14 protein-coding genes are annotated in these 20,889 nt (G+C 73.0%); 3 read left to right on the top strand and 11 right to left on the bottom strand.

The window, feature by feature from the left end:
* Positions 1–33 precede the first annotated feature (33 nt).
* On the bottom strand, positions 34–1,248 hold the full coding sequence (tssA, locus tag WFI16_RS08750) for a type VI secretion system protein TssA (protein ID WP_419897437.1): 1,215 nt from the start codon (positions 1,246–1,248) through the stop codon (positions 34–36).
* A gap of 157 nt (positions 1,249–1,405) precedes the next feature.
* Here tssA and tssH point away from each other — a divergent pair, with 157 nt between their 5' ends.
* Positions 1,406–4,024, top strand: coding sequence for a type VI secretion system ATPase TssH (gene tssH / locus WFI16_RS08745; RefSeq protein WP_419897436.1), 2,619 nt, complete (start codon positions 1,406–1,408; stop codon positions 4,022–4,024).
* A gap of 39 nt (positions 4,025–4,063) precedes the next feature.
* A complete protein-coding gene (locus WFI16_RS08740; protein ID WP_419897435.1) occupies positions 4,064–4,540 on the top strand; it encodes an Hcp family type VI secretion system effector in 477 nt (158 codons plus the stop codon).
* A gap of 57 nt (positions 4,541–4,597) precedes the next feature.
* Here the strand turns inward: WFI16_RS08740 and WFI16_RS08735 are convergent, their stop codons facing one another.
* From WFI16_RS08735 to WFI16_RS08700, 8 genes are read right to left on the bottom strand one after another with little or no spacing between them, the layout of a single operon-like run.
* Positions 4,598–5,347 carry a PP2C family protein-serine/threonine phosphatase gene (locus WFI16_RS08735; RefSeq protein WP_419897434.1) on the bottom strand — a complete coding sequence of 250 codons (750 nt, stop codon included), beginning with the start codon at positions 5,345–5,347 and terminating at the stop codon, positions 4,598–4,600.
* Positions 5,344–5,835 (bottom strand): type VI secretion system-associated protein TagF, encoded by a 492-nt coding sequence (gene tagF, locus WFI16_RS08730; protein ID WP_419897433.1) that lies wholly within the window; start codon positions 5,833–5,835, stop codon positions 5,344–5,346. The genes WFI16_RS08735 and tagF overlap by 4 nt, the downstream gene beginning before the upstream one ends.
* Positions 5,832–9,254 carry a type VI secretion system membrane subunit TssM gene (gene tssM, locus WFI16_RS08725; protein ID WP_419897432.1) on the bottom strand — a complete coding sequence of 1,141 codons (3,423 nt, stop codon included), beginning with the start codon at positions 9,252–9,254 and terminating at the stop codon, positions 5,832–5,834. The genes tagF and tssM overlap by 4 nt, the downstream gene beginning before the upstream one ends.
* A 1-nt stretch (position 9,255) precedes the next feature.
* A complete protein-coding gene (tssL, locus tag WFI16_RS08720; RefSeq protein ID WP_419897431.1) occupies positions 9,256–10,653 on the bottom strand; it encodes a type VI secretion system protein TssL, long form in 1,398 nt (465 codons plus the stop codon).
* Entirely contained in the window at positions 10,650–11,987 is a 1,338-nt protein-coding gene (tssK, locus tag WFI16_RS08715) for a type VI secretion system baseplate subunit TssK (protein WP_419897430.1), read from the bottom strand. The genes tssL and tssK overlap by 4 nt, the downstream gene beginning before the upstream one ends.
* 2 nt (positions 11,988–11,989) lie before the next feature.
* A complete protein-coding gene (gene tagH / locus WFI16_RS08710; protein ID WP_419897429.1) occupies positions 11,990–13,357 on the bottom strand; it encodes a type VI secretion system-associated FHA domain protein TagH in 1,368 nt (455 codons plus the stop codon).
* The gene (locus WFI16_RS08705) at positions 13,348–13,947 is read right to left on the bottom strand and encodes a DUF6931 family protein (protein WP_419897428.1); all 600 of its coding nucleotides are present in this window, start codon (positions 13,945–13,947) and stop codon (positions 13,348–13,350) included. Before WFI16_RS08705 ends, tagH begins: the two co-directional genes overlap by 10 nt.
* A 14-nt stretch (positions 13,948–13,961) precedes the next feature.
* Complete coding sequence (locus tag WFI16_RS08700; RefSeq protein WP_419897427.1) at positions 13,962–15,770, bottom strand: type VI secretion system Vgr family protein; 1,809 nt, start codon at positions 15,768–15,770, stop codon at positions 13,962–13,964.
* A gap of 219 nt (positions 15,771–15,989) precedes the next feature.
* On the opposite strand from WFI16_RS08700, the gene WFI16_RS08695 reads away from it, so the two are divergent.
* Positions 15,990–16,580 carry a hypothetical protein gene (locus tag WFI16_RS08695; protein WP_419897426.1) on the top strand — a complete coding sequence of 197 codons (591 nt, stop codon included), beginning with the start codon at positions 15,990–15,992 and terminating at the stop codon, positions 16,578–16,580.
* Between the two features lie 109 nt (positions 16,581–16,689).
* Here WFI16_RS08695 and WFI16_RS08690 read toward each other — a convergent pair whose 3' ends face one another.
* Positions 16,690–19,764: a caspase family protein gene (locus WFI16_RS08690; RefSeq protein WP_419897425.1), complete on the bottom strand. Its 3,075-nt coding sequence runs from the start codon at positions 19,762–19,764 to the stop codon at positions 16,690–16,692.
* A 2-nt stretch (positions 19,765–19,766) separates the two neighbouring features.
* On the bottom strand, positions 19,767–20,753 hold the full coding sequence (locus WFI16_RS08685; protein ID WP_419897424.1) for a YMGG-like glycine zipper-containing protein: 987 nt from the start codon (positions 20,751–20,753) through the stop codon (positions 19,767–19,769).
* Between the last annotated feature and the right edge of the window lie 136 nt (positions 20,754–20,889).

Below are 20,889 nucleotides of genomic sequence, written 5' to 3'. Positions count from 1 at the left end.
GAAGCCGCGGCCGAGAGCAAGTTGACGAAACCGCTACCAGACGATGCCCTTGGGCTCGGCCGCGGGCGGCGTCTCAGGCGCAGGCTTCGGATTTTCCTGCGTCTGGGGCGGCAAAGGCGCCGAAACGGCGGCGCCAGGATTGATGCCCAGCATGCTCAACATTGCGTGACGCGCCGCCGCATCGGGCAGCACCTCCTCCAGCAGCGCCGGCAGCGGCATGCGGGCGCGGCGCGCCAGGGTTTCGATGGCATAGGCCAGCGGCGAATGCGGCTCGGTTTGGCGGAAGAAGACGGCGAGGCTTTCCAGCTGACGGATCGCGCTTTCGCGATTGAGCACCGCACCTTCGGCCGTAGGCGGCGCGACCACGATGGGCGCCACGACAGCAGGTGCGGCGCCCACGGGTTGCGGCACGACGGCGGCCGGCGCGGGGGACGGCGCGGTCGCCACGGCAGGCGCGGCCGCGCCGCCGAAGCGCGTGGCGAGCTCGACGAAGCGGGCCAGCAGATCGGCGACGCGGCGGGTCGGCGGCGCCGCCTCGCCGAAACGCGCGGTGAGTTGCGCGTCAAAGCCGGCCCAGGCCTCGGCGGTGGCGCGCGCCGCATCACCCAGCGCGCGCCATTGCGCGCCAGCGGCGACGGCCTCCTGCTCCAGCGCCGAGAGCTGCGGAATGCCGCTGGCATGCCGCGCCTCGCGCCGCCTGGCATCGGCCAGCGCGGCGGTGTCCTCGGCCAGGTTCCAGACATAGAGCGAGACGGCGCTGCCATCGGCGCGGTGGAACAGCGGCAGGCGGCGCAGCGGCTGCATCAGCGTGCCGTCGGCCGATTGCCCGGCCAGCCCCGCCAGCGGCGCCGCGCGGCCTTCCAGCCCGTCCTCGTCCGGCAGCGGGTAGGCGCCGTCCCAATAGCTCTCCAGCAGGCCCGAGAGCAGCCGCGCGGCGTCGTGCAGCCCTTCCAGCCCGTCGAGCCGCACCAGCGCCTCGGCCAGCCAGGCGGCGATCTCCAGGTCGCGGGTCTGCTCGGACAGGCAGAGCGCGCCGAGGCGCTTCACCTCGCGCCAGGGCTGCGGCACACCCTCCTCGCCCTCGGCGGCGTCCTGCGCCCGTTCCTCGGCGCGCGCCTCGGCGCGGGCGTCGCGCAGCTTCTGATAGGGCGAGCTCGGCGAGTAGTCCTCGCGCAGGTCGCGGCCGACGCCGCCCTCGCCGTCCGGCAGCGGCGCCAGCATCTGCGCCAGGTCGATCACCGTCTTCATGGCCGACGCCATTCCTCGTTTTCGCTGTCACCCACTTTCTTGTCATGCAAGAGCGCGTGAGGCAACGCCCGGAACGAGGCGCAAGCGCATCGGGTCAGTTGCCCCGCCCCAGTCTTCGGCATAGGGAGAGTGCCAGACAGCGGAGGCGCAGACAGGCATGGTGTCGTTGGATCTGAAGTCGCTCGTCGGGCGGCTCGACGAACTCTGCCGTCGCCAGCTGGAATCCGCGGCAGGTCTGACGCTGTCGCGCACCCATTACAATGTCGAGATCGAGCACCTGCTGCTGCGCATCGCCGAGCAGCCCGGCTCTGACGTTTCCGCGATCCTGTCGGCCAGCGGCCTCGATGCCGGGCGCGTCGTCACGGAACTGACGCGGGCGCTGGACCGGCTGCGCACCGGCAACAGCCGCGCGCCGGCACTCTCTCCCGATATCGTGACCCTGCTGCGCGAGGCATGGCTGATCGCCTCGCTTGAAGACCAGGCCTCGCGAATCCGCTCCGGCCACCTGCTGGCAGCGCTGCTGTCGGAGGATGCGCTGCGCCGGGCGATCCTGGACAGCGCCCCCTCCCTCGCGGCGCTGTCACCGGAAACGCTGCGCCGCGATCTCGCTGGCCTGACCGCGGGCAGCGAGGAGGCGCAGGCCACGGCCAGCGCGCCGGGCGATGCGCCGATGGCCGCGCCCGCGGCGGGCAGCGGCGCGCTGGAGCAGTATTGCACCGACCTCACCGCCCAGGCGGCGGCGGGGAAGATCGACCCGATCCTCGGCCGTGACACGGAGATCCGCCAGGCGATCGACATCCTGACGCGGCGCCGGCAGAACAACCCGATCCTCACCGGCGAGCCCGGCGTCGGCAAGACCGCCGTCGCCGAAGGGCTGGCGCTGCGCATCGCCGCCGGCGACGTGCCCGAGGCGCTGGCCGGCGTGCGGCTGCTCTCGCTCGATCTCGGCCTGCTGCAGGCGGGCGCCGGGATGAAGGGCGAGTTCGAGAACCGGCTGCGCAGCGTCATCGATGCGGTCAAGGCCAGCCCGCGCCCGATCGTGCTGTTCATCGACGAGGCGCATACGCTGATCGGCGCCGGCGGGCAGCAGGGGCAGAACGATGCCGCCAACCTGCTGAAGCCGGCGCTGGCCCGCGGCGAGCTGCGCTGCCTGGCCGCCACCACCTGGGCCGAATACAAGAAGTACTTCGAAAAAGATGCGGCGTTGACCCGGCGCTTCCAGGTGGTGCAGGTGGCCGAGCCGGCCGAGCCGATGGCGGCGGCCATGCTGCGCGGCCTGGTGGCGGTGCTGGAGAAGCATCACGGCGTGCGCATCCTGGACGAGGCGGTCTCCGAGGCGGTGCGGCTCTCGGCGCGCTACATCCCGGCACGGCAGCTGCCGGACAAGGGTGTTTCTCTTCTGGACACCGCCTGCGCCCGCGTCGCCATGAGCCAGAGCGCCCTGCCCGCGCCGATTGAGGACCGCCAGCGCCGGCTGTCGCTGATCGCGACCGAGAGCGGCGCGCTGACCCGCGAGGCGGCGAGCGGCGCCAACCACGCGGCGCGGCTGCAGGCGCTGGAGGAAGAACGCGCCGTGCTCGAAGGCGAGCTGGCCGCCCTGCAGCAGCGCTGGGATGCGGAGCGCGGGCTGATCGCGACGCTGCGCGAGTTGCGGAGCCGCGCCGAGGCCGACGATGCCGAGGCCCGCGCCGAGCTGGCCACCAAGGCGGCCGCGCTGCGCGACCTGCAGAAGGAAAGCCCGCTGGTGCATCCGGTGGTCGACGGCCAGGCGGTGGCCGAGGTGGTCGAGACCTGGACCGGCATCCCCGTCGGCCGGATGCTGGGCGACGAGATCCGCAACGTCCTCGACCTGAAGGCGCAGCTGGAGCAGCGGGTGATCGGCCAGCCGCATGCGCTGGAGGCGATCGCCCAGGCGGTGCGCACGCATCGCGCGGGGCTGACCGATCCGCGCAAGCCGGTCGGCGTCTTCCTGATGGCCGGCACCTCGGGCGTCGGCAAGACCGAGACGGCGCTGGCGCTGGCCGACCTGCTCTACGGCGGCGAGCAGAATCTCACCGTCATCAACATGAGCGAGTTCAAGGAGGAGCATAAGGTCTCCCTCCTGATGGGCGCGCCGCCGGGCTATGTTGGCTACGGCGAAGGCGGCGTCCTCACCGAGGCGGTTCGCCGCCGACCCTATTCGGTCGTGCTGCTCGACGAGATGGAGAAAGCCCATCCGGGTGTGCAGGACGTCTTCTACCAGGTCTTCGACAAGGGGCAGATGAAGGACGGCGAGGGTCGCGACATCGACTTCCGCAACACCATCATCATCATGACCTCGAATGCCGGCACCGACACCATCGCCAGGCTCTGCGCCGATCCCGATCTGGCGCCGGAGCCCGCCGCCCTGACCGAGGCGCTGCGGCCCGACCTGCTGTCGTGGTTCAAGCCGGCCTTCCTCGGTCGCTGCAACGTCGTGACCTACTACCCCCTCGCCCCCGCCGTGCTGCGCCAGATCGTGGCGCTGAACTTCCGGCGGATCGAGCGGCGGCTGCGCGAGGCCTATGGCGTCGCGCTGCGGGTGGATGACAGCGTGCTCGACACCATCGCGGCACGTTGCACCGAAGTGGACAGCGGTGCGCGCAACATCGAGACGATCCTGACGCGCACCCTGTTGCCCGAGCTGTCGTCGCGCATCCTGGCGCGGCTGATGGAAGGCAAGACCCTGACGCATGTCCATCTCGGCATGGGGGCGGACGGGCAGTTCGACTACGACATCGGCGCAGACGCGGCCTGACGCCGCGGATCCCGGACAGAGAAGGTCAAGGAGTCCCACATGGCGATCTACATGAAGTATCAGGGCGTGGACGGCGAGAGCACCACCCAGGGCTTCGAGAAGCAGATCGAGCTGCAGTCCTTCCAGCTTGGCGTCGGCCGCGGCATCTCCACCGCGCGCGGCACCTCGACGCGTGAATCCTCGGAGGCCAGCGTCAGCGAGGTCACCGTCACCAAGCTGACCGACGGCGCCTCGATCAAGCTGTTCGAGGAATCGCTCTACGGCAAGCTCGACCATGAGGTCGTCATCACCTTCGTCCGCACCCAGACCGGCGGCGGCGTGCAGCCCTATCTGCGCTACACCCTGACCGGGGCTGGCGTCAGCGGCTTCACGCTGAGCTCGGGCGGTGACCGGCCGAACGAGACGGTCAGCCTGAACTTCGACAAGATCGAGATGTCCTACGGCACGATCGGCGACGACCAGTCGGGCAGCAATTCCTCCAGCACCTACGACCTGGCGACCGCCAAGCGCTCGTAACAGGCGGAGACCGCCGCGGCGGCCGCGAGGCCGCCGCGGCTTTTTCGTGCCTGGCGCTCAGCGATGCGGCTGCACCGTGTCCTCGGGCTGGGCACCGGCGCGCTGGCGCAGCACGATGGCGCTGACATTGTCGCGCGCCCCGGCCTGCAGCGCCGCCTGGATCAGCGCCCGGGCATCCGCCCCCTGCTCCAGCAGCTGCGCCAGCGACGCCTCCGGCACCGCCTTGAACAGCCCGTCGCTGCACAGCAGGAACAGATCACCCGGCAGCACGGCGCCGGAGATCTTCTCCAGCTCCGCCCCCGCCTCGCCGCCGCCGATGGCGCGCAGGATGACATTGGCCTGCGGGTGGCGCTCGGCCTCCTCGGCGTCCAGTTCGCCGGCATCGATCATCTGCTGCACCAGGCTGTGGTCGCGGGTCAGCGGCTTCAGCACGCCGCCGCGCAGCCGGTAGGCGCGGCTGTCGCCGGCCCAGAGGCAGGCGAAATGCGCCTGGCGCAGCAGCAGCGCCACCACGGTCGTCGCCATGACCCGGCCGGGGCCGAGGGCGGCCGCGCGGCGGCGCAGCTCGGCATCGGCCGCGCCCAGCCGCAGCCGGATCTGCGTCAGCATCTCCACCGCCGAGAGACCGGGCGGCACGCCTTCCAGCGCGGCGGCGGCGGCGGCGGCCGCGACATCGCCGCCGCCATGCCCGCCGGCGCCATCCGCCACCGCCCAGAGGCCGAGATCGGGGCGCTGCACCACCGCATCCTCGTTGCGGCGGCGCAGCGTGCCGGCATGGGTGCAGGCATCGGAGCGGAAGCCGCTCATGCCGTCCCCAGCAGTTGGAAGACGTGCTCCGGCGGGATCAGCTTCGGGACGGGCCAGTCCTGGGTCGCGTGCCACCAGCCGCTCGCCAGGCTTTCGCCGGAAGGCGCCGGCAGCGCGGCAGCCAGGCGATCGGCATCCCAGTTCTCTGCCAGGGCGCGACCTGCCAGCTGCTGCAGCGCGGCGAACCAGTCCTCCCCTGGCGGCATCACCGGCGCCGCCAACAGGACAAAGAAGCGGCGGCCGACGGCGTCGCGCGAGGGGGCCAGCACGCCGCTGACCGGCTGCTCGCCGCAGGCACCAGCCGGCAGGGCCAGGCACCAGCAGGGCGTGGCGGCATGGCGCGCGGCGAAGCTTGCCGCGCCCAGCCGTGCCTCGGCGGCCTGCAGCCCGGCGGCGGCCCAGCCGTCGAAGGCAACGACCAGCTCGGCCGGCAGGCGGCGGCGGACGAAGTCGCCATGCGCCGGCAGCTTGCCGTAGAGCCCGGTCATGGCGCCAGGCTCGGGCAGCGGAAGCGCGACAGCTCCGGCAGGTTGAAGGGGTTGATGCTGCTGCCGGCGCGCAGCTCGAAGACGGCGGCGCGGTCGCCCTGGCTGACGGTCAGGCGATAGCGCTCGCCGGCCAGGCGCTGCAGCGTGCTCTGCCGCCCCAGCACCAGCCGCAGCGCCGACCAGCCGCCATCGAGGGCCAGCGGCCCGGCCATGGCCGGCGGCTCGAAGGCCAGCGTGGTGTTGCCGCGCGATGGCCAGGACAGCAGCACCGGCCGCCCGCCGCCACCGGCCGGCAGCTCGTTGCGCACGCCTTCGGCCTCCAGCACGGCGCTGGTCGAGCCCATGTCGAGGCCCTGCGGGATCAGCTCGAAGCGCAAGCCGCCCCCGGCCATGCCGGGGAAGAAGGCGTCGCGGATCGCCTGGGCGCGCTGGAACTGGGCGAGGTCGGCGGCGCTGACCGGCGGCGCCAGCCCGTCGGTCGCCATCGGCCGCCAGGGCTCCTGGCTGGTATCGGCATAGGGGCGGACATTCTGCACGAAGAACTGGTCCAGCGCGCCGCCCGGGGCGAAGAGCCGGGCGAAATCGTCGACCGGGATATCGGCGCCGTCGCGGCGCAGCGGGAAGCGGCCCTCGATGGCGCGGCAGAGCGGCGCCAGCTGCTGCGCGGCGGCGGCGGCGATGGCCGCCTTGGCACCGCCGGCCCGCGCCGCCTGGGTCGATTGCGCCAGGGCCCGCAGCCATTTGGCCAGCGGCTCCGGCTGGCGCGCCGCCTCGGCCAGCAGGCGCTGGCCGGGGTCGAGCATCCCCGGCGAGGGCGGCGGCAGCGCGGTGCCCGGCGGCAGCGAGGCCAGCTGCGCCACCTGCACATAGAGCTCGCTCACCGTCTTCAGGATTTCTTCCAGGGGCGCGCCGGAAGCCGCCAGCAGGGCAGAGAAGCGGGTTTCGACGATGCGGCCGATCTCGGCGGCGGGGCCGGTGGGCACCGGGGCGCCGCCGCCCTGGGGCGCGACCTTTTCCGCCACCGCGCTCGGCGTCAGCTCGCGCGAGACGGAGCGCAGGATGTCGCGCAGCGGCGAGTTGGGCGCGCCCAGGATGTTCAGCCCCTCGGCCGCGGCCGGCAGGCCGGCGAAAGGCGGCAGCACCAGATCGTCCAACATGGCCTGCCAGGCATCGCCATAGTCGCGGGCATAGAGGGCCAGCACGGCGGCCTCGAGCTGCGCCGGGTCCTCGACGCCGGCGGCGGCGGCCTCGGGGCCCAGCACCCAGCCTTCGGCGGCGGCGGCGCGGACGGCGCCGGGCAGCGCCGGCAACAGCTTCTGCTGCAGCCCGGCCAGGGTGTAGAGGCCGGGCACGCCCTCGGTCAGCGGCTTGCCGGAGGCGCGGGTGAAGAAGCGCTGCCCCCCCGCCCCCAGCGCATCGGCGGGGCGCCAGGGCGGCACCTCGGCGGCCGAGGCGGCCAGGCGCGACCAGACGCGCTCGGCCATCGGCAGGCGGGAGAAGACGCGCCGCGCCGTGTCCACCAGCGCGCCATCGACCGGATACTGGTGGAAATCCTGCGCCAGCAGGGCGTCGAGATGGCCCAGCAGCGCCTCGCGCTGCGGCTGGTGCAGCGCGCCGGGATAGGCGCGGGCGAAGTCGGCGGCGATCCAGCCACGGAGCAGGGAAGCATCCATCGGCCCCTGGCGGCCCAGCATCAGATAGGCGCGGGTCGCCTGGTAGAGCACTTCCGGGCGCTGCAGCTCGGCGCGGATCTGCTGCTCCAGCCGGGCCAGCAGCCGCGGCAGCAGGGTGCGGTCCAGCGCATGGCGATAGGCCAGCTTGCCGCCGGCCAAAAGCTTCTCGGCCTGGTCCAGTCCGATGCCGGTGGCGGCGGCGATGCCGGCCGCCGGCGGCAGGTCGCGGGCGGCGTCCAGATAGGGCAGGACGCGCAGCAGCTCGCCATCGGTGACCGGGTCGAAGGGGATGCCCTGCGCCGCCGCCTCGGCCTTGGCGATGGCGGCCTCCATGGCCTCGGCGCGGGCAATTTCCCCGGCGCGGATCGACCAGCCCCAGCCGGCGCCGCCCAGCACCAGCAGCAGGGCCAGGGACCAGGCGCCCACCGTCACCCAGCGGCGACGGCGTTCCGCACCACGGTCGCGGGCAGCGAGCCGCGCCTCGTTGAAGACAACGTCGCGCAGCAGCCGGCCGAGGAAGAAGCTGCGCCCCTGCTGCCCGGAGACCTGGGCGACGCGGCGGGCATCGAGGCCGAAGCTGCGCGCCATGGCCCCGGTCAGCCGGTCGATCGGCGAGCCTTCCTGGGTGCCCGAGGTCAGATAGACGCCGCGCAGCATCAGCGCCGGGTCGAGCCGCGTGCCGGCGAAGGCGGCCTGGGCGAAGGCGGCGAGCGGCGCCTCCAGCGAGGCCAGCTGCGCCGGGAAGGCGGCGATGGCGGCGCGCTGGGTCGGGCCGCGCTCGGCCTGCAGGCGTTCCAGCAGCCGTTCCTGCAGCCGCGCCAGCAGCGCCTGGAATTCAGCGCCGAAGCGCGGGGTGGCGCCCTCGGGGCCCTTCTCCAGCGGGAAGGTGAAGCCCCAGACCTGGGCGCGTGTCTCGCGGTCGAGATCGTCGAAGGTTTCCGAAAAACCGGGCAGCAGGTCGGCCTTGGTGACCAGCAGATAGACCGGCAGGCGCTGCCCCAGCTTTTCCTCCAGCTCGCGCACGCGACGGCGGATGGTGCGGGCATGCTGCTCGCGCTGCTCGGCGGTCAGCGAGGCCAGGGTATCGACGCCGAAGGCCACCATGACGCCGTTCAACGGCTGCCGCGGCCGGGTCTTCTTCAGGATGGACAGAAAAGAATCCCAGCCGGCCTTGTCGGCGGCGGCATCGGAATCCTGGGTGGTGTAGCGGCCGGCGGTGTCGAGCAGCACCGCGCGGTCGGAGAGCCACCAGTCGCAATGGCGGGTGCCGCCAATGCCGGGCAGCTTGCCCTCGCCGGTCGGGAATTCCAGGCCGGAGCGGGCGATGGCCGTGGTCTTGCCGCTGCCCGGCGGGCCGATCAGCACATACCAGGGCAGCTCATACAGGAAGTTTCCTTGCCGGGCGGCGCTGCGACGGAGCGTGGAAAGCGCCTTCTCCAGGTTTTCTTTCAGTGCCGCGGTTTCCTCGGCACTGCGGTCCTCCTCTTCCGGGGCGGCGCTGGCCACCGCATCGGTCAGCGCCCGGTCGCGCGCGCGTCGTTGCCGCGCCCGCCACCAGGTCAGGCCCAGATAGATGGCGACAACCAGCAGACAGATGACGGCGCGGGACCAGGGGTCCTCGAAGGGACGCGTGCTGCCGAAGCCCAGCAGCGGCATGAACATCCAGATGACCGGCAGCAGCACCAGCACCGCCGCCAGCCCGGCCAGGGCCGGAATGCTGGCGAAGGCGGAGATCAGCGTCTCCATCTCAATTCTCCCGCCGGTTCAGCACCAGCACCTCGATGCGGCGGTTGGCCTCGCGGCCCTCCGGGGTGCGGTTGTCGCCGACCGGCTCGCTGTCGCCGCGGCCCTCGGCCTGGAAGCGCGCGGCCTCCAGCCCGGAAGCGCGGCGGATCTCTTCCAATGCCGCCTCGGCGCGGGCCTGGGACAGGTGGAAGTTCGACGGAAAACGCACAGTGCGGATCGGCTGGTTGTCGGAGTGGCCGAGGATCTGGGTGCGGGCCGCATCCTCCTCGGCGATGGCCTGGCCGATGCGGCGCAGCAGCGGCGCGAAGCGGTCGTTCAGCGCGGCGGAGCCCGAGGCATACATGCCGGTGCCCTTGATGCGGACCATGGTGCGCTGGGCATCGCCGGTGACGGTGACCAGGCCCTGGGCGATCTCGGGCGCCAGGAATTCCCTCAATCGCGCGGCCAGCGTCGGGCGCGGCGGCGCGGCGCTGGGCGGCGGGGGTGGCGGCGGCGCGGGCGGCACCGGGGGGGCGCTGCGGGCGATCTCCGGCGGCTTGCCGGGCGGCAATCCGGCAAGGCGCGCGAAGAGATCGTCGGAGCGCGCATTCAGGTCGAAACTGAGAAACAGATAGCCGAAGCCGAGCAGAGCCAGCGCCACCGGCAGCGCCACCCAGGCCGGCACCTGGCGCCGCGCCGGGGTGTGCGGCGCGGTGACGCCGCGCCAATGCGGCGACAGCTCTCTTTCGAATGGCCCGCGCAGCTGGGCGAGAAGTTGGAACAGCCCCTCGCGGATGCGGTCGAGCTCCATGCCGCCGCCACGCGCCAGGCGGTAGCGGCCCTGCATGCCCAAGGCGAGGGTCAGATAGGCCACTTCCAGCGCGTGCCGGTAGCGTCCCGGATCGCGCTGCATCCCCGAGAGCAGGTCGAAGAAGCGCTCGCCCGAGCGCACCTCCTGGTGGAAGGAGGAGACCAGCGACTGCGCCCCCCAGGGGCTGGGCGGGCCCCAGGGGGTGGCCAGCGCCACATCGTCCAGCGCCGCGCAGAGCGCGTAATGCGCGGCGCGCAGCTGGTCGGGGCTGGTGTCCGCCGCGCGGGCCTCGGCCTCGAACTGCCGCAGCGCGCGGATGGCGCCCTGGCGCAGCGCCTCCGGGTCGGCGACATGGGTGGCCTGGCTCAGCTGGGCCAGCAGCTCCAGCAGCGGCGCGGCGGCGGCGGCCAGCGGCGAAGTGCCGGTGCGCGGCAACGCCTCGATCTCCCGCGCGGCGGCGCTGGCGGGCGCGGCCATGGCGGGCATGGCGCCCGGGGCGGCGAAGGGCAGCGCACCGCCGGAAGCGTGCTGCGGCGCGCGCGGCTGCGGGCCGCGGATGATGGTGCGGTCGGCCTCGTCTTCCGGTTCGGAAAAGGGGTTGTCGCTCATCCGCGGATCGCCCAGAGCTCCATCTGCAAGCCGGGGAACTCACCCGAGACATGGATGGCGAAGCCGCCCGAGGCCTGCATCTGCTGCCAATGCGGGCTGCCGCGATCGAGCTCGAAATAGGTCGCCCCGGCATTGAAGGGGATCTGCCGGGGTGCGACCGGCAGCGGCCGCACCGCGATGCCGGGCAGCGCGACATTGACCAGCTCGCGGATATGCTCGACGGCGCCGATCTTGACCTGGTTGGGGAAGAGGCGGCGCAGCTGCTCGCCCGGCACTTCCGCCTGCACCGTCAGCACGAACTGGCTGGCGCGCAGCAGGCTGCGATCCATCAGCGGGCCGACGCGCACGCCGTGGCGGCGTTCCTGCAGCGAGATGGCGACCGCATTGGTCTCCAGCACCATGGACAGCGCGCGGCGCAGATCGGCAACGACCGGCGAGAAGGCGCGCTGCAAATCGTCATGCCGATAGGCCGGATAGGGCCGTGCGCGCCGCCCCGGATCGGTGAAGGTGGCGAGCTCGCCGGCCATCTGCACCAGGACGGAGAACAGCGCCTCAGGGTGGATGTTCCCGGCATCCGACCAGTGGGCCAGCAGCGGCAGCCAGCGATTCAGCGTCTGCAGGAGAAGGAAATCGGCGACCTCGGCGACGCCGCGGGCGCCGGGCTGCGACAGGCGGGCGGCGAGCGCCTCGGCGCGCTGACCCAGCATGCCGACCAGCTCCGGCGCCAGGTTGCCGATGGCAGGCCAGGCGGAGACGCGCAGGCAGGGCGGGATGAAGCGCTCATCGACGATGACGCGGCGGTCGCTCTGCACCTCGACGATGCGGGCGAGGCCGAGGCAGGTGAAGCCCGCCCGCTCCTCGCCCTCCAGCAGGAAGCGCAGTCGCGGGCGGCCGACCTGCAGCTCCGCCGGCTGGGTGCTGTCGGAATGGGTGTCGAAGGCGTCGAAGCTGCGCAGCCCGTAGCGTGCGCCGGACAGCTCCGGCATCTCGCCGAAGGCCACCTCCGGGCTGCCCGGCTGGCGGATCGGCGCGGCGAGATAGACCACCTGGTTGCGCGTGCCCTCGGGAAGATCGAGCGGCGGCGGCTGGTCGGCGGTGCCGGGGATGGCAAAGGGCGTGCCATCCTCCAGCACGCCGGCGGCATTGGCGATGGCGAATTTCCCCGCCGCCAGCAGGTCGCGATCGAGCGACAGCTCGGTCAGGCCCCAGGGATGCGGGCGCAGCGGCGCGGAGCGCGCCTGCACCAGATGCTCCAGATAGCGGTCCTGCTGCTGGAAATGCTGGGCGCGCAGGAACATGCCTTCCTGCCAGACGACCTTGTCGGTCCAGACCATGGCTAGTCCCGCCCTCCTCGTCCTGGCGCCGCATCCTCATAGGCCCGGGCGAAGGCCTTGCCGAAGGCGCTGTCGAAATCATCGTCGAATTGCGCGACGGTCTGGCGGTGCAGGGCCTTGTAGGCCTCCCACAGCCGCTTCTCCTTCGCGCCTGGCATCAGCCCGCCGCCGGTATCGGCGGCTTCCAGCGGCGCCGGCGACAGCCGCGACAGCAGGGCCCGCGCCGCCGCCTGGGTCGCCGCCAGGGTCGCTGCCTGATGCGCGGCGAGGTCGGCCACCGTCTCCTCCAGCGCGCCGCTCTCCGGATCGCTCAGCAGCGCCTGCAGCGCGGCCAGGTCGGAGGCAGCGAATTTCACCGGATTGTTGCCCGCCACGCGCAGCATGGTCTGCTCGATGCGGAATTCTCTTTTGATATCGGCCCGCGCGATCAGCAAGGCGCGGATCCCGGCGACGGCCACCCGCGTCACGGCGCCGGCGGCGCGCAGGGCGGCCGCGGCATCGGCCCCGGTCAGCGCATGCGGCGGCAGGCCGGCACCCTGCAGGAAGGCGGCCAGCGCCGCCGCCTCGCCGCCCGGCGGGGCTGGCGGCACGGGGGTGGGCTGCGGGGCGGGCGGCGGGGCAGCAGGCGGCGGCGGCGGTTCCGCTGCCACGAAGGGCAGCGGCGCGGCGGGCGGTGGCGCGGGCGGCGCGGACGGAAACGGGGATACCGGCTGCGCCAGCGGCGGCGGCGCCGCGGCCGGCAGGTCCAGGTCCCAGTCATCCGGGATCAGGCTGGCGCTGCGCGTCGGCGGCGGGGTGAAGGCGTCATGCGCCGAGGGCCGGTGGTCGGGCATCGGCGCCTCGCCCTCGCCGAAGGGGTCGGGCGCCTCGGGCCCGGTCTCGCCGAAGGGGCGGCGCGGCGGCGGGGCGGCCGCCATCGGATCGAAGAGCGGGTCCAGCGCGGCGCCCGGCGGCGGCCCGCCGAAGGGCAGCGGCGGCGCGGCCGGGCCGGACGGCGGCGGCGCGGCGAAGGGATCGCCACCGCCCCAGGCGCTGCCGGGCGACGAGGCCCCTGCCCCGGCGGCGACGCGCAGCTCGATCTCCCAGGCGCCGAGCCGCAGCCGGTCGCCATCGGCCAGCGGCGCGGTTCTGTCGCGCCCGACCGGGGCCGCCGCCCCGTTCAGGAAGCAGCCATTGGTCGAGAGGTCGCGGATCTGCCAGCCGCCGGCGCGGAACTCGAGGACGCAATGCCGCTTCGACAGCACGCGGTCCGGATCGGCCAGCACCCAGTCATTCCCGGCCCCCCGGCCGATGGAAAAGTCGCCGCGCGCCTGGCGCGTCTCGGGCACCGCGCTGTCGGGGCAGCGGAGGACGGAAAGGGTCAGCTCCATGCGGGTTCCTCCACCGACAGGCGCCCGGCACCGCCCGCCGCGATGTCGCGCAGCGCCGAGAGAAAACGTTCGTGGCGCGCCGCCGCGCGCGCCGGGTCGCCGCGCACCGCGGCCAGGGCGAGGGCGCCGGTCACCGCGACGCCGGTCAGATGCGCGGCCGGCGCCACCGGCGCGGCGCCCGGCGGCGCGATCGAGCGGCCGGACCAGAAGGCGGCGATGGCGGCCCAGGCCTCGGGCCCGCGGCAGCCGGATTCCATGGCCAGCGCCATGCAGCGGTGGCGCACCGCCTCGTCGGCGCGGCGCACCCAGGATTCGGCCGCCTGCAGGGCCTCGGCCTCCAGCGGCACCAGGGCGCGCGGTGGCGTGGCGCGGGCGGCCATGCAGGCCCACCACACCGCCTCGCGCTTCGGCAGCGCATAGGCGGCCAGCCGCAGGGCATCGGTCACCCGTCCCTGCCGCTCCAGCCGCGCCACCCCCTCGGCCGCGTCGGCAGCGCCGCGCAGGCAGGCCTGGCCGTCGGCGTCGAGCGCCAGCCAGGGCAGCAGCGGGGCGACGGCGCCGCCGAGCTTGCCGGGATGGGGGGGGGTCATGGCGGGGCTTGGCGTCAGTTGATGTGGACGATGCCGCCCTTGAGGATCATCGAGCCCGACGCCTCCTCCTGGATCAGCGGCGCCTCGATGCGGGCGGTGCCGCCGGCGCGGGCGGTGATCAGCGTCGCCTCCAGGGTGATGCCGGTCGGGTCGATGGTGATCTTCGAGCCGCCGACGGTCAGCGTGATCGACTGCATCGCCTCGATGGCGATCTTGCCCTGCTCGGCGGTGACGGCGATGTCGCCCTTCTGCACCGTGAGCGTCTCGTTGCCGCGCTGCAGGGTGGTGTCGCGGTTGTCGCGCACCAGGACGTTCATGTCCTTCTCCGCCTGCAGGTAGAGTTCCTCGGCGCCCATCTTGTCCTCCATGCGGAGGATGTTCGCATTCTCCGGCCCGCCGCCCTTCGAGGAGCGCGAGGTGATCCAGCTCTGCGTCATGTTGCCCGGCAGCGCATGCGGATGCCGCGCGACGTCGTTGTAGAGGCTGCCGATGACGACCGGCTTGTCCGGATCGCCATCCATGAAGCCGACCAGCACCTCGTCGCCGACGCGCGGCAGGAACCAGGTGCCGCCCCAGGCGCCGCCCCAGGGCTGCGCCACCCGCACCCAGCAGGAGGAGCCGTCGCTCCTCGGCCCGGCGCGGTCCCAGTGGAAATGCACCTTCACCCTTCCATGCTCGTCGCAATGGATCTCGCCGCCCTGCGGGCCGGTGACGATGGCCGATTGCAGGCCGGGCATGGTCGGGCGCGGATGCGCCGCCGCCCCGCGCCAGGTGCGCTCGGCCGGGATCAGCACCAGGGAATTGCCGTAATGGCTGCTGCTGCCGCCGGCGATATGGCTGTCGTCGCGGGCGCGGTGCACCACGCTGGTCACCAGCCAGGGCACCGGCGCAGCACCCAGCGCCGGCGCCACCTGCAGCCTTCCGCCGGCGAAGATGGCGGGCTCGCCACCCTCGGCGCGGACCCGCTCGGCCGCGGCCTCGTCGCGCTCCATCTGCAGCCGCGCCGGATCGGCATCGGGGCGCGCCGTCTGGTTGCCGGGCCAGGAATACATCTCGGCCTCGGCGGCCGAGGTGCTCATCACCGTGCTGGCCTGCGCCTTCAGCAGCGCGCCGGGGCGCAGCTGGTCGAAGTCGACCGCTTCCGACTTGCCCGGCCGCTGCTCGACCGCCGCCGTCCAGCCCCAGACGCTGTCCGGCCCGCCATTCTCGGCACCCGGCCGGTTGGTCACCGGCGGGCAGGGAATGGCCGGGAAATCGGCATTGGCGCCGGTGACGTGCAGCGTGTGCTCGCCCATCTCGTGGCGGAAGAAATAGCCGGCGCCGACCTCGTCCAGCAGGCGCTGCACGAAATCCAGGTCGGTCTCGTTCCACTGCACGCAGTAGTTGCGCGGCGCCGAGGGCAGGTTGCCGAAGCGCACCGGGCTGACATGCCCTTCCTCCAGCAGCGTCTGCACGATGCGCTGGGCGCTCTGGTTCTGGAAGATGCGGCAATCGGCGGTGCGGCTGAGCTGCCACAGCCGCGGCACCGCGGTGATCCGGTACAGGCTCGTTCCCCGCCCATAGTCGCCGGCGCGGGAGAAACCCTGCACCAGCCCGTGAAAGTGGCGCGGTTCGCGGCCCGGCGCCTGCACGGTGCAGGTGATGCCGCGGCCGATCAGCTCCTCGGCGCGGATGTCGTCGCGTTCCGACATCGCCTCCGCCTCGATGGTGAAGAGCTGGCCGATCGCCTCGGTCACCTCCAGCGCGCGCAGCACCAGCACATCCGGGCCGAGCGGCGTCGTCATCTGCAGCAGGCGGTCTGCCTGAACGAAACCGGCCGACATGGCAGCTCTCCTCCTGGTCGGGCCGCGCCCCGGGCGCCGACCACCTGCTTTCTGTCACGATCATTCGCGAAAAGGGAGGGGCACCACCCCCGTTGCGAGAAAACGCTTTCTTGATCGACCCTGTCGCCGACAACGACGTGAAGCGGCGGCCGGCCGGCTTGGCGGGGCGGGAGGCGCCGGCCTAGAGACGGGCATTCCATCGCCGCGGAGGTGCGCTGCATGCAGGCGCTGAACGAGGAAGCCTTCCACCAGCCCCATTGGCTGCTGCGCGCCAAGGGCTTCAACACCGAAGACTGGTACGGCCGGCCGCAGCACGGCACCGCCGTCGAGCGCAATGGCGGCATCGAGGAGCCCAACCGCACCCGCCTCTACCAGGGCCGCACCGTCTATTACCGCTTCGCCGATGCCAATGGCTCGGACGATGCCAAGATGGGCGGCGGCTGGTGGATCGAATACGACCAGCTGCACAAGATCATGGAGGGCTGCGCGGCGACGGGGATGAACCTGTCGCAGATGGCGCGCCACTACCTGGCGGTGCCCTGGGAGTGGAGCCACGCGGATGTGGTGATCACCGCCGTCTTCCAGGCGCCGATCGATGCCTATGAAGGGCGCGGGCGGCCGGTGGAGATCACCGGGCGCTATCTCGGCCGCAACGGCGTCGATGCGGGAAAGGGCTATAGCGGCAACCGCAATGTCATCCAGCTCTTCATCCCGGACATGCGCCGGCACTGGCGCCAAGCACTGACCATGGTGAAGGTGCAGGATGTGCGCGCCTTCGCCCGGATGCATCGCGACATCATTCGCGTGTAGCGGGTGATCGCCTGAGGCGGACGCGTCGAAAGGCGTGAATCACCCGCTCAAACAGGCAAGCTGCGGGGGAAGGAATTCCCCCGCGCCCCCTTCTCTTTCTGTCCGTTGGCTATTTCGCGACCTGCGCCATGGGGAAGCTGCGCAGGTCGCGTGTTGCGGTGCGGAACACCGCATTCTGGCGATGGCGCTTCTCGGCCGCCAGCTCGGGCACGCGGCGCGAGACATACTCGCCCAGGGCCAGCGCGCTCACCCGGCCATCCTCGTCGCGCGCGGCACGGCCCTGCAACCCCTCGCGCAGCGCATAGGCAAAAACGCCGTTGCGGTCGTCATAGCTGTCCAGCGCCTCCTGCACCGAGGACGCCGCCGCCAGCAGGAAGCGGCCGGTCTCGTTGCCCAGCGCGGACAGGCTGTCGAGCGCAATCTGGCCCGCATAGCAGGTGTCGATGAGCAGGAATCCGTCCCGCGCGCGGATGCGGGCCAGCGCCGCGATCAGCGCGTCGTCGTCGATCGCGCGCCGCGCCGCTTCCGCCATGCTGCGCGGCGCGCCGATATCGGCCGGCAGGAACAGGAACCGCCCGTTATCCTCGACCCGCACCCCGTGGCCGGCGACATAGAAAACAAAAGTATCCTGCGGGCGGACGCGGCGGGCGGCATCGGCCAGCGCCTTCAGCACGCCCTCGCGCGAGGCCTCGGCATCCAGCAGCAGCGTGGTGTCGACACCTTCGAACAGCCCGGCGCTGCCGGTGCGCAGCGCCTCCACCACCGTCCGCGCATCTGGCACGGCATAGCGCAGGTTGCGCGCGGCATCGCCATAATCGTTGACGCCGACGGCCAGCACGACGAGACGCCCGGCCCCGGGCGGCGGCGCTGCCTGGCCCTCGCGCCGCAGCTCCAGCCCCGGGCCTTCCGAGAACAGCGCCCGGTCGGCGGCGTAGAGCCGCGTGGTGACGGTGTTCGGCCCCGGGTCCAGCGGCACCTCCGCCTGGAACGGCGTGGCCTCGGCGCGGGTCCCCGAGCCTCCTCCGGCATCGGCCACCATCCGCGGCGCGTCGATCCGCGCCGCGATGCGCCCGTTCAGCAGCACGTCGAGCGGCCCGAGCCCGAGGCCGCGATCCTGCGGCAGCACGCTGAAGCGCAGCGCGGTGGCCTCGGCCGGCAGCACCGCCGCCTGCCAGTCCAGCGCCGGGCAGCTGCCATCGGGCAGCACGGCGCAGATCTCGCCGGCGCGGGCCAGCGGCGTGTGGCCGATCTTCGCGCGCAGCCCGGCCAGGACATCGGCCCGCGGCATCTCGCCGCTGACCCGCGCCCGCACCGCCGCCGGCGCATAGAGCGCGCGATAGGCCTGCTGGAAGCTGGCCCATTCCGGCGTCGCCGCGCGGCCCTCGTTCAGATGCACGCCGACCAGCTCCTGGCCGCCCGAGGCGGCATGGTCGAACAGCCCCTCCGGCGTCCACATCACCCAGCGCAGCGAGGATGGCTGCAGGAAGAAGGCGGCGCGCTCGGCAATCTTCTGGCCGGCCAGGCCGTACCAGCGCAGCGTGCCATCCGCATGCGCCGCGACCGCCAGACTGCCATGGCCGGCCAGGGCGAGGCCCCAGGTCGCCCCCGGTCCCGGCAGCGCATCCAGCAGGGAACCGCGCGCATCGAACAGGCGGAGATGCGTGTCGGTGCCGAGCAGGAAGCCGGAACCGTCCGGCAGCACCGCGACGCTGCGGGCGAACTCGCCCTCGCCCAGCGCCAGCGGGCGGCCGTTCAGCCGCGGCTGGCTGGAATTGCGCCATTGCGTCAGCCGGATGCCCGGACCGCTTTCCGAGCCGCCGGTCATCGAGGCATCCTGTGGCGCCCGGCCGAGCTGGCCGCTGGCGACATCGAAGGCCAGCGGCGGCAGGTCGGCGCGCGCCACGAAGCGCAGCTGCATGCCGTCCTCGCTGACCGCCAGGCTGTCGCCGGTGGCGCGGAACTCGGCGGTGCCGGGGCGCGGCGGCAGCGCCAGGCGGCCATCGGGGGCGATGCGGCCCCAGCCCGGATCGGCGGCGGCGAAGGCCAGCCCGCCCTGCGGCAGCGGCAGCAGCTGCGCGATGGAATCGCGGGCGGCGGCGATGTCCTGCGCCGGGCCCAGGCCGAAATCGGCCCAGCGGCGGATGACGAAGCGGCGCGGCAGGGCGGCGGAAGGCGCCGCCGGCACGGCGGTCGGCCGCGCCGCCTCCGGCTGGGCGGACGGCGGGCGGATGCCGCGGCCGCCGGCGCCGGGCGCCTCGGCCTGCTTGTTCAGGGTCGCGGCGGCCGGCTGGGGGGCGCCCTCGTTGCGGGCATAGCCGGCGGCATAGAGCTGCACGCCGCCGCGCCCGTCGCTGGCCCAGGTGACCGCCGGCAGTCCCTCGCCCTGCAGGCCGGTGACATCGGGCTGGGCGACGGTCTTCAGATCGGGCAGCGCCAGCACCTCGATGCGCAGCCGGTCCTCGAAGCCCACGGCCAGCAGCGTGCCGTCCGGCGAGACCGCCAGGCCGAAGGGCCGCGCATTGGCCAGCACGGCACGCTCGGCGATCTTGCGGCCGCGCGCGTCGTACAGCCGCACCTTGCCATCGGCGGCGGTGCTGGCCAGGCGTCCCTGCGCGTCGAAGGCCAGCATCCGTGCCGGGCCGCCGTAGGAGGTATCCTCGAAGACCGGGCGGCCGCTGCGCGCGTCCCAGACGCGGATGCCGGCGCGCCCGCCCAGCGCCGCGGCCAGCCGCGTGCCGTCCGGTGAGACCGCCAGATGCTGCACCGGCGCGGGCAGGCCCGGCAGCCGCGCCGCCAGCCGCCCCGTCTGGGTGTCGAAGACATAGATCGAAAAGAAGCCGTCCCAGGCGCGGCCGGTGCTGCCGGCGGCGAAGGCGCGGCTGCCATCGGCGGAGAGCGCCACGGCATAGAGCTCGCCCTCCTCGGCCGGGCCGATCGGCGGGCGCAGCACGCCGCGCGGCGTGCCATCGGGCAGCGACCAGAGGCGAAGGGTCTTGTCGTCGCTGACACTGGCCAGCAGGCGCCCGGCGGCATCGGTCGCCAGACGCGCGACGGGGGCGGTATGCGCCCCCGTCTCGATCCTGAGGATCGGCTGCTGCGGTGGTTCGGCCAGCCCCTGGCCTGCCGCCCCCGCAAGGGGAAGCGGCAGGATCAGCAAGCAGGCCAGCAGCAGCCGGCGCAGCATGCTCAGCTCGCGGCCAGCTCGAAGCCGCTGGCGGCGGCGGTCTTGGCCTGCGTCACGCTCTCCGCGAAGTTGTCGCGGCGGGCGATGTTGCTGGCGGCCAGCGAGCGGGCGTCGCCGGAGACGGCGGTGCGCGTCACCGGCGCCGTGCCGATGGCGCGGCGGTTGGCGAAGCTGTCGGTGGTGACATAGCCGCGCTGGCCCGAGGCGGTCTCGACCAGGGCGTAGTTGGCGCTGACCGGACGCACCTTCACCGCGCTGCGGGCATCGACATTGCCGATCTCCGGCGAGGCGGCATCGGGGCGCAGCCGCAGCGGCGTGGCGCGCGCCACCTGGGCGTTGCGGAAGGCCATGTCGCGCGAGACGTTCTTGGTCGCGCCCGGCGCCACGCTCTCGACCGCGGTGTCGAACTCGGCGCCGCGCTTGTTGACGCTCTGGCTGATGCTCTCGGCCAGGGCGATCTCGCGCTGGGTGCGCTCGCGCAGCTGCGCCATCTGCGCCTGGCCGGTGGCGCGGTCGATCGTGCCATTGGCGACGCCGGCGCGGATGGTCTGCGCCTGGCGGAAGCGGCAATCCATCAGCTGGTCGAAGGCCAGCTGGGTGCGGTCCAGCTCGGCATTCTCGCGCTCCAGATCGGTGGCGATCGAGGCGGAGAGGCTGGCCTGGTCCCGGTTGCGCTGCTGCTGGGCGTAGAGATAGCCGCCCGCCGCCCCCGCCGCCGCGCCGGTCGCGGCGCCGATCGCCGCCCCGCGCCAGTTCTGCCCGATGGCGCCGCCGAGCAGCGCGCCGCCGACCGCGCCGAGGGCGGCCCCCTTCAGGATGTCCTCGGCGAAGAAATTGCCCGTGCTGTCGAGGGCGACCAGCTGGCTGCGGCAGCTGTCGGAGCCGTCATCGGCGCCGATGCGGCCTTCCCGCGTCAGCGGCGTGGCGCAGCCGGCGAGCAGGCTGAGCGAGGTGAAGACCGCAACGACGCGCCGCGCTTGGACCGACATGGATTGGCATTCCCTTTTGCGATAATCGGTCCGGAAAGTAGAGGCCGGTCCCATTCATTGCCAAGATGGCGAAGGCCCAGTTGGCGATGACGTATTTATTCCTCGCATGTTTTTGACTTCGACTTGGCGATTGTCG

It is taken from the genome of Roseomonas sp. USHLN139 (assembly GCF_037145735.1).
Classification (GTDB): Bacteria; Pseudomonadota; Alphaproteobacteria; order Acetobacterales; family Acetobacteraceae; genus Pseudoroseomonas.
Note: the sequence above shows the minus strand (reverse complement) of the source record. Positions and strands in the feature narration are given on the sequence as shown.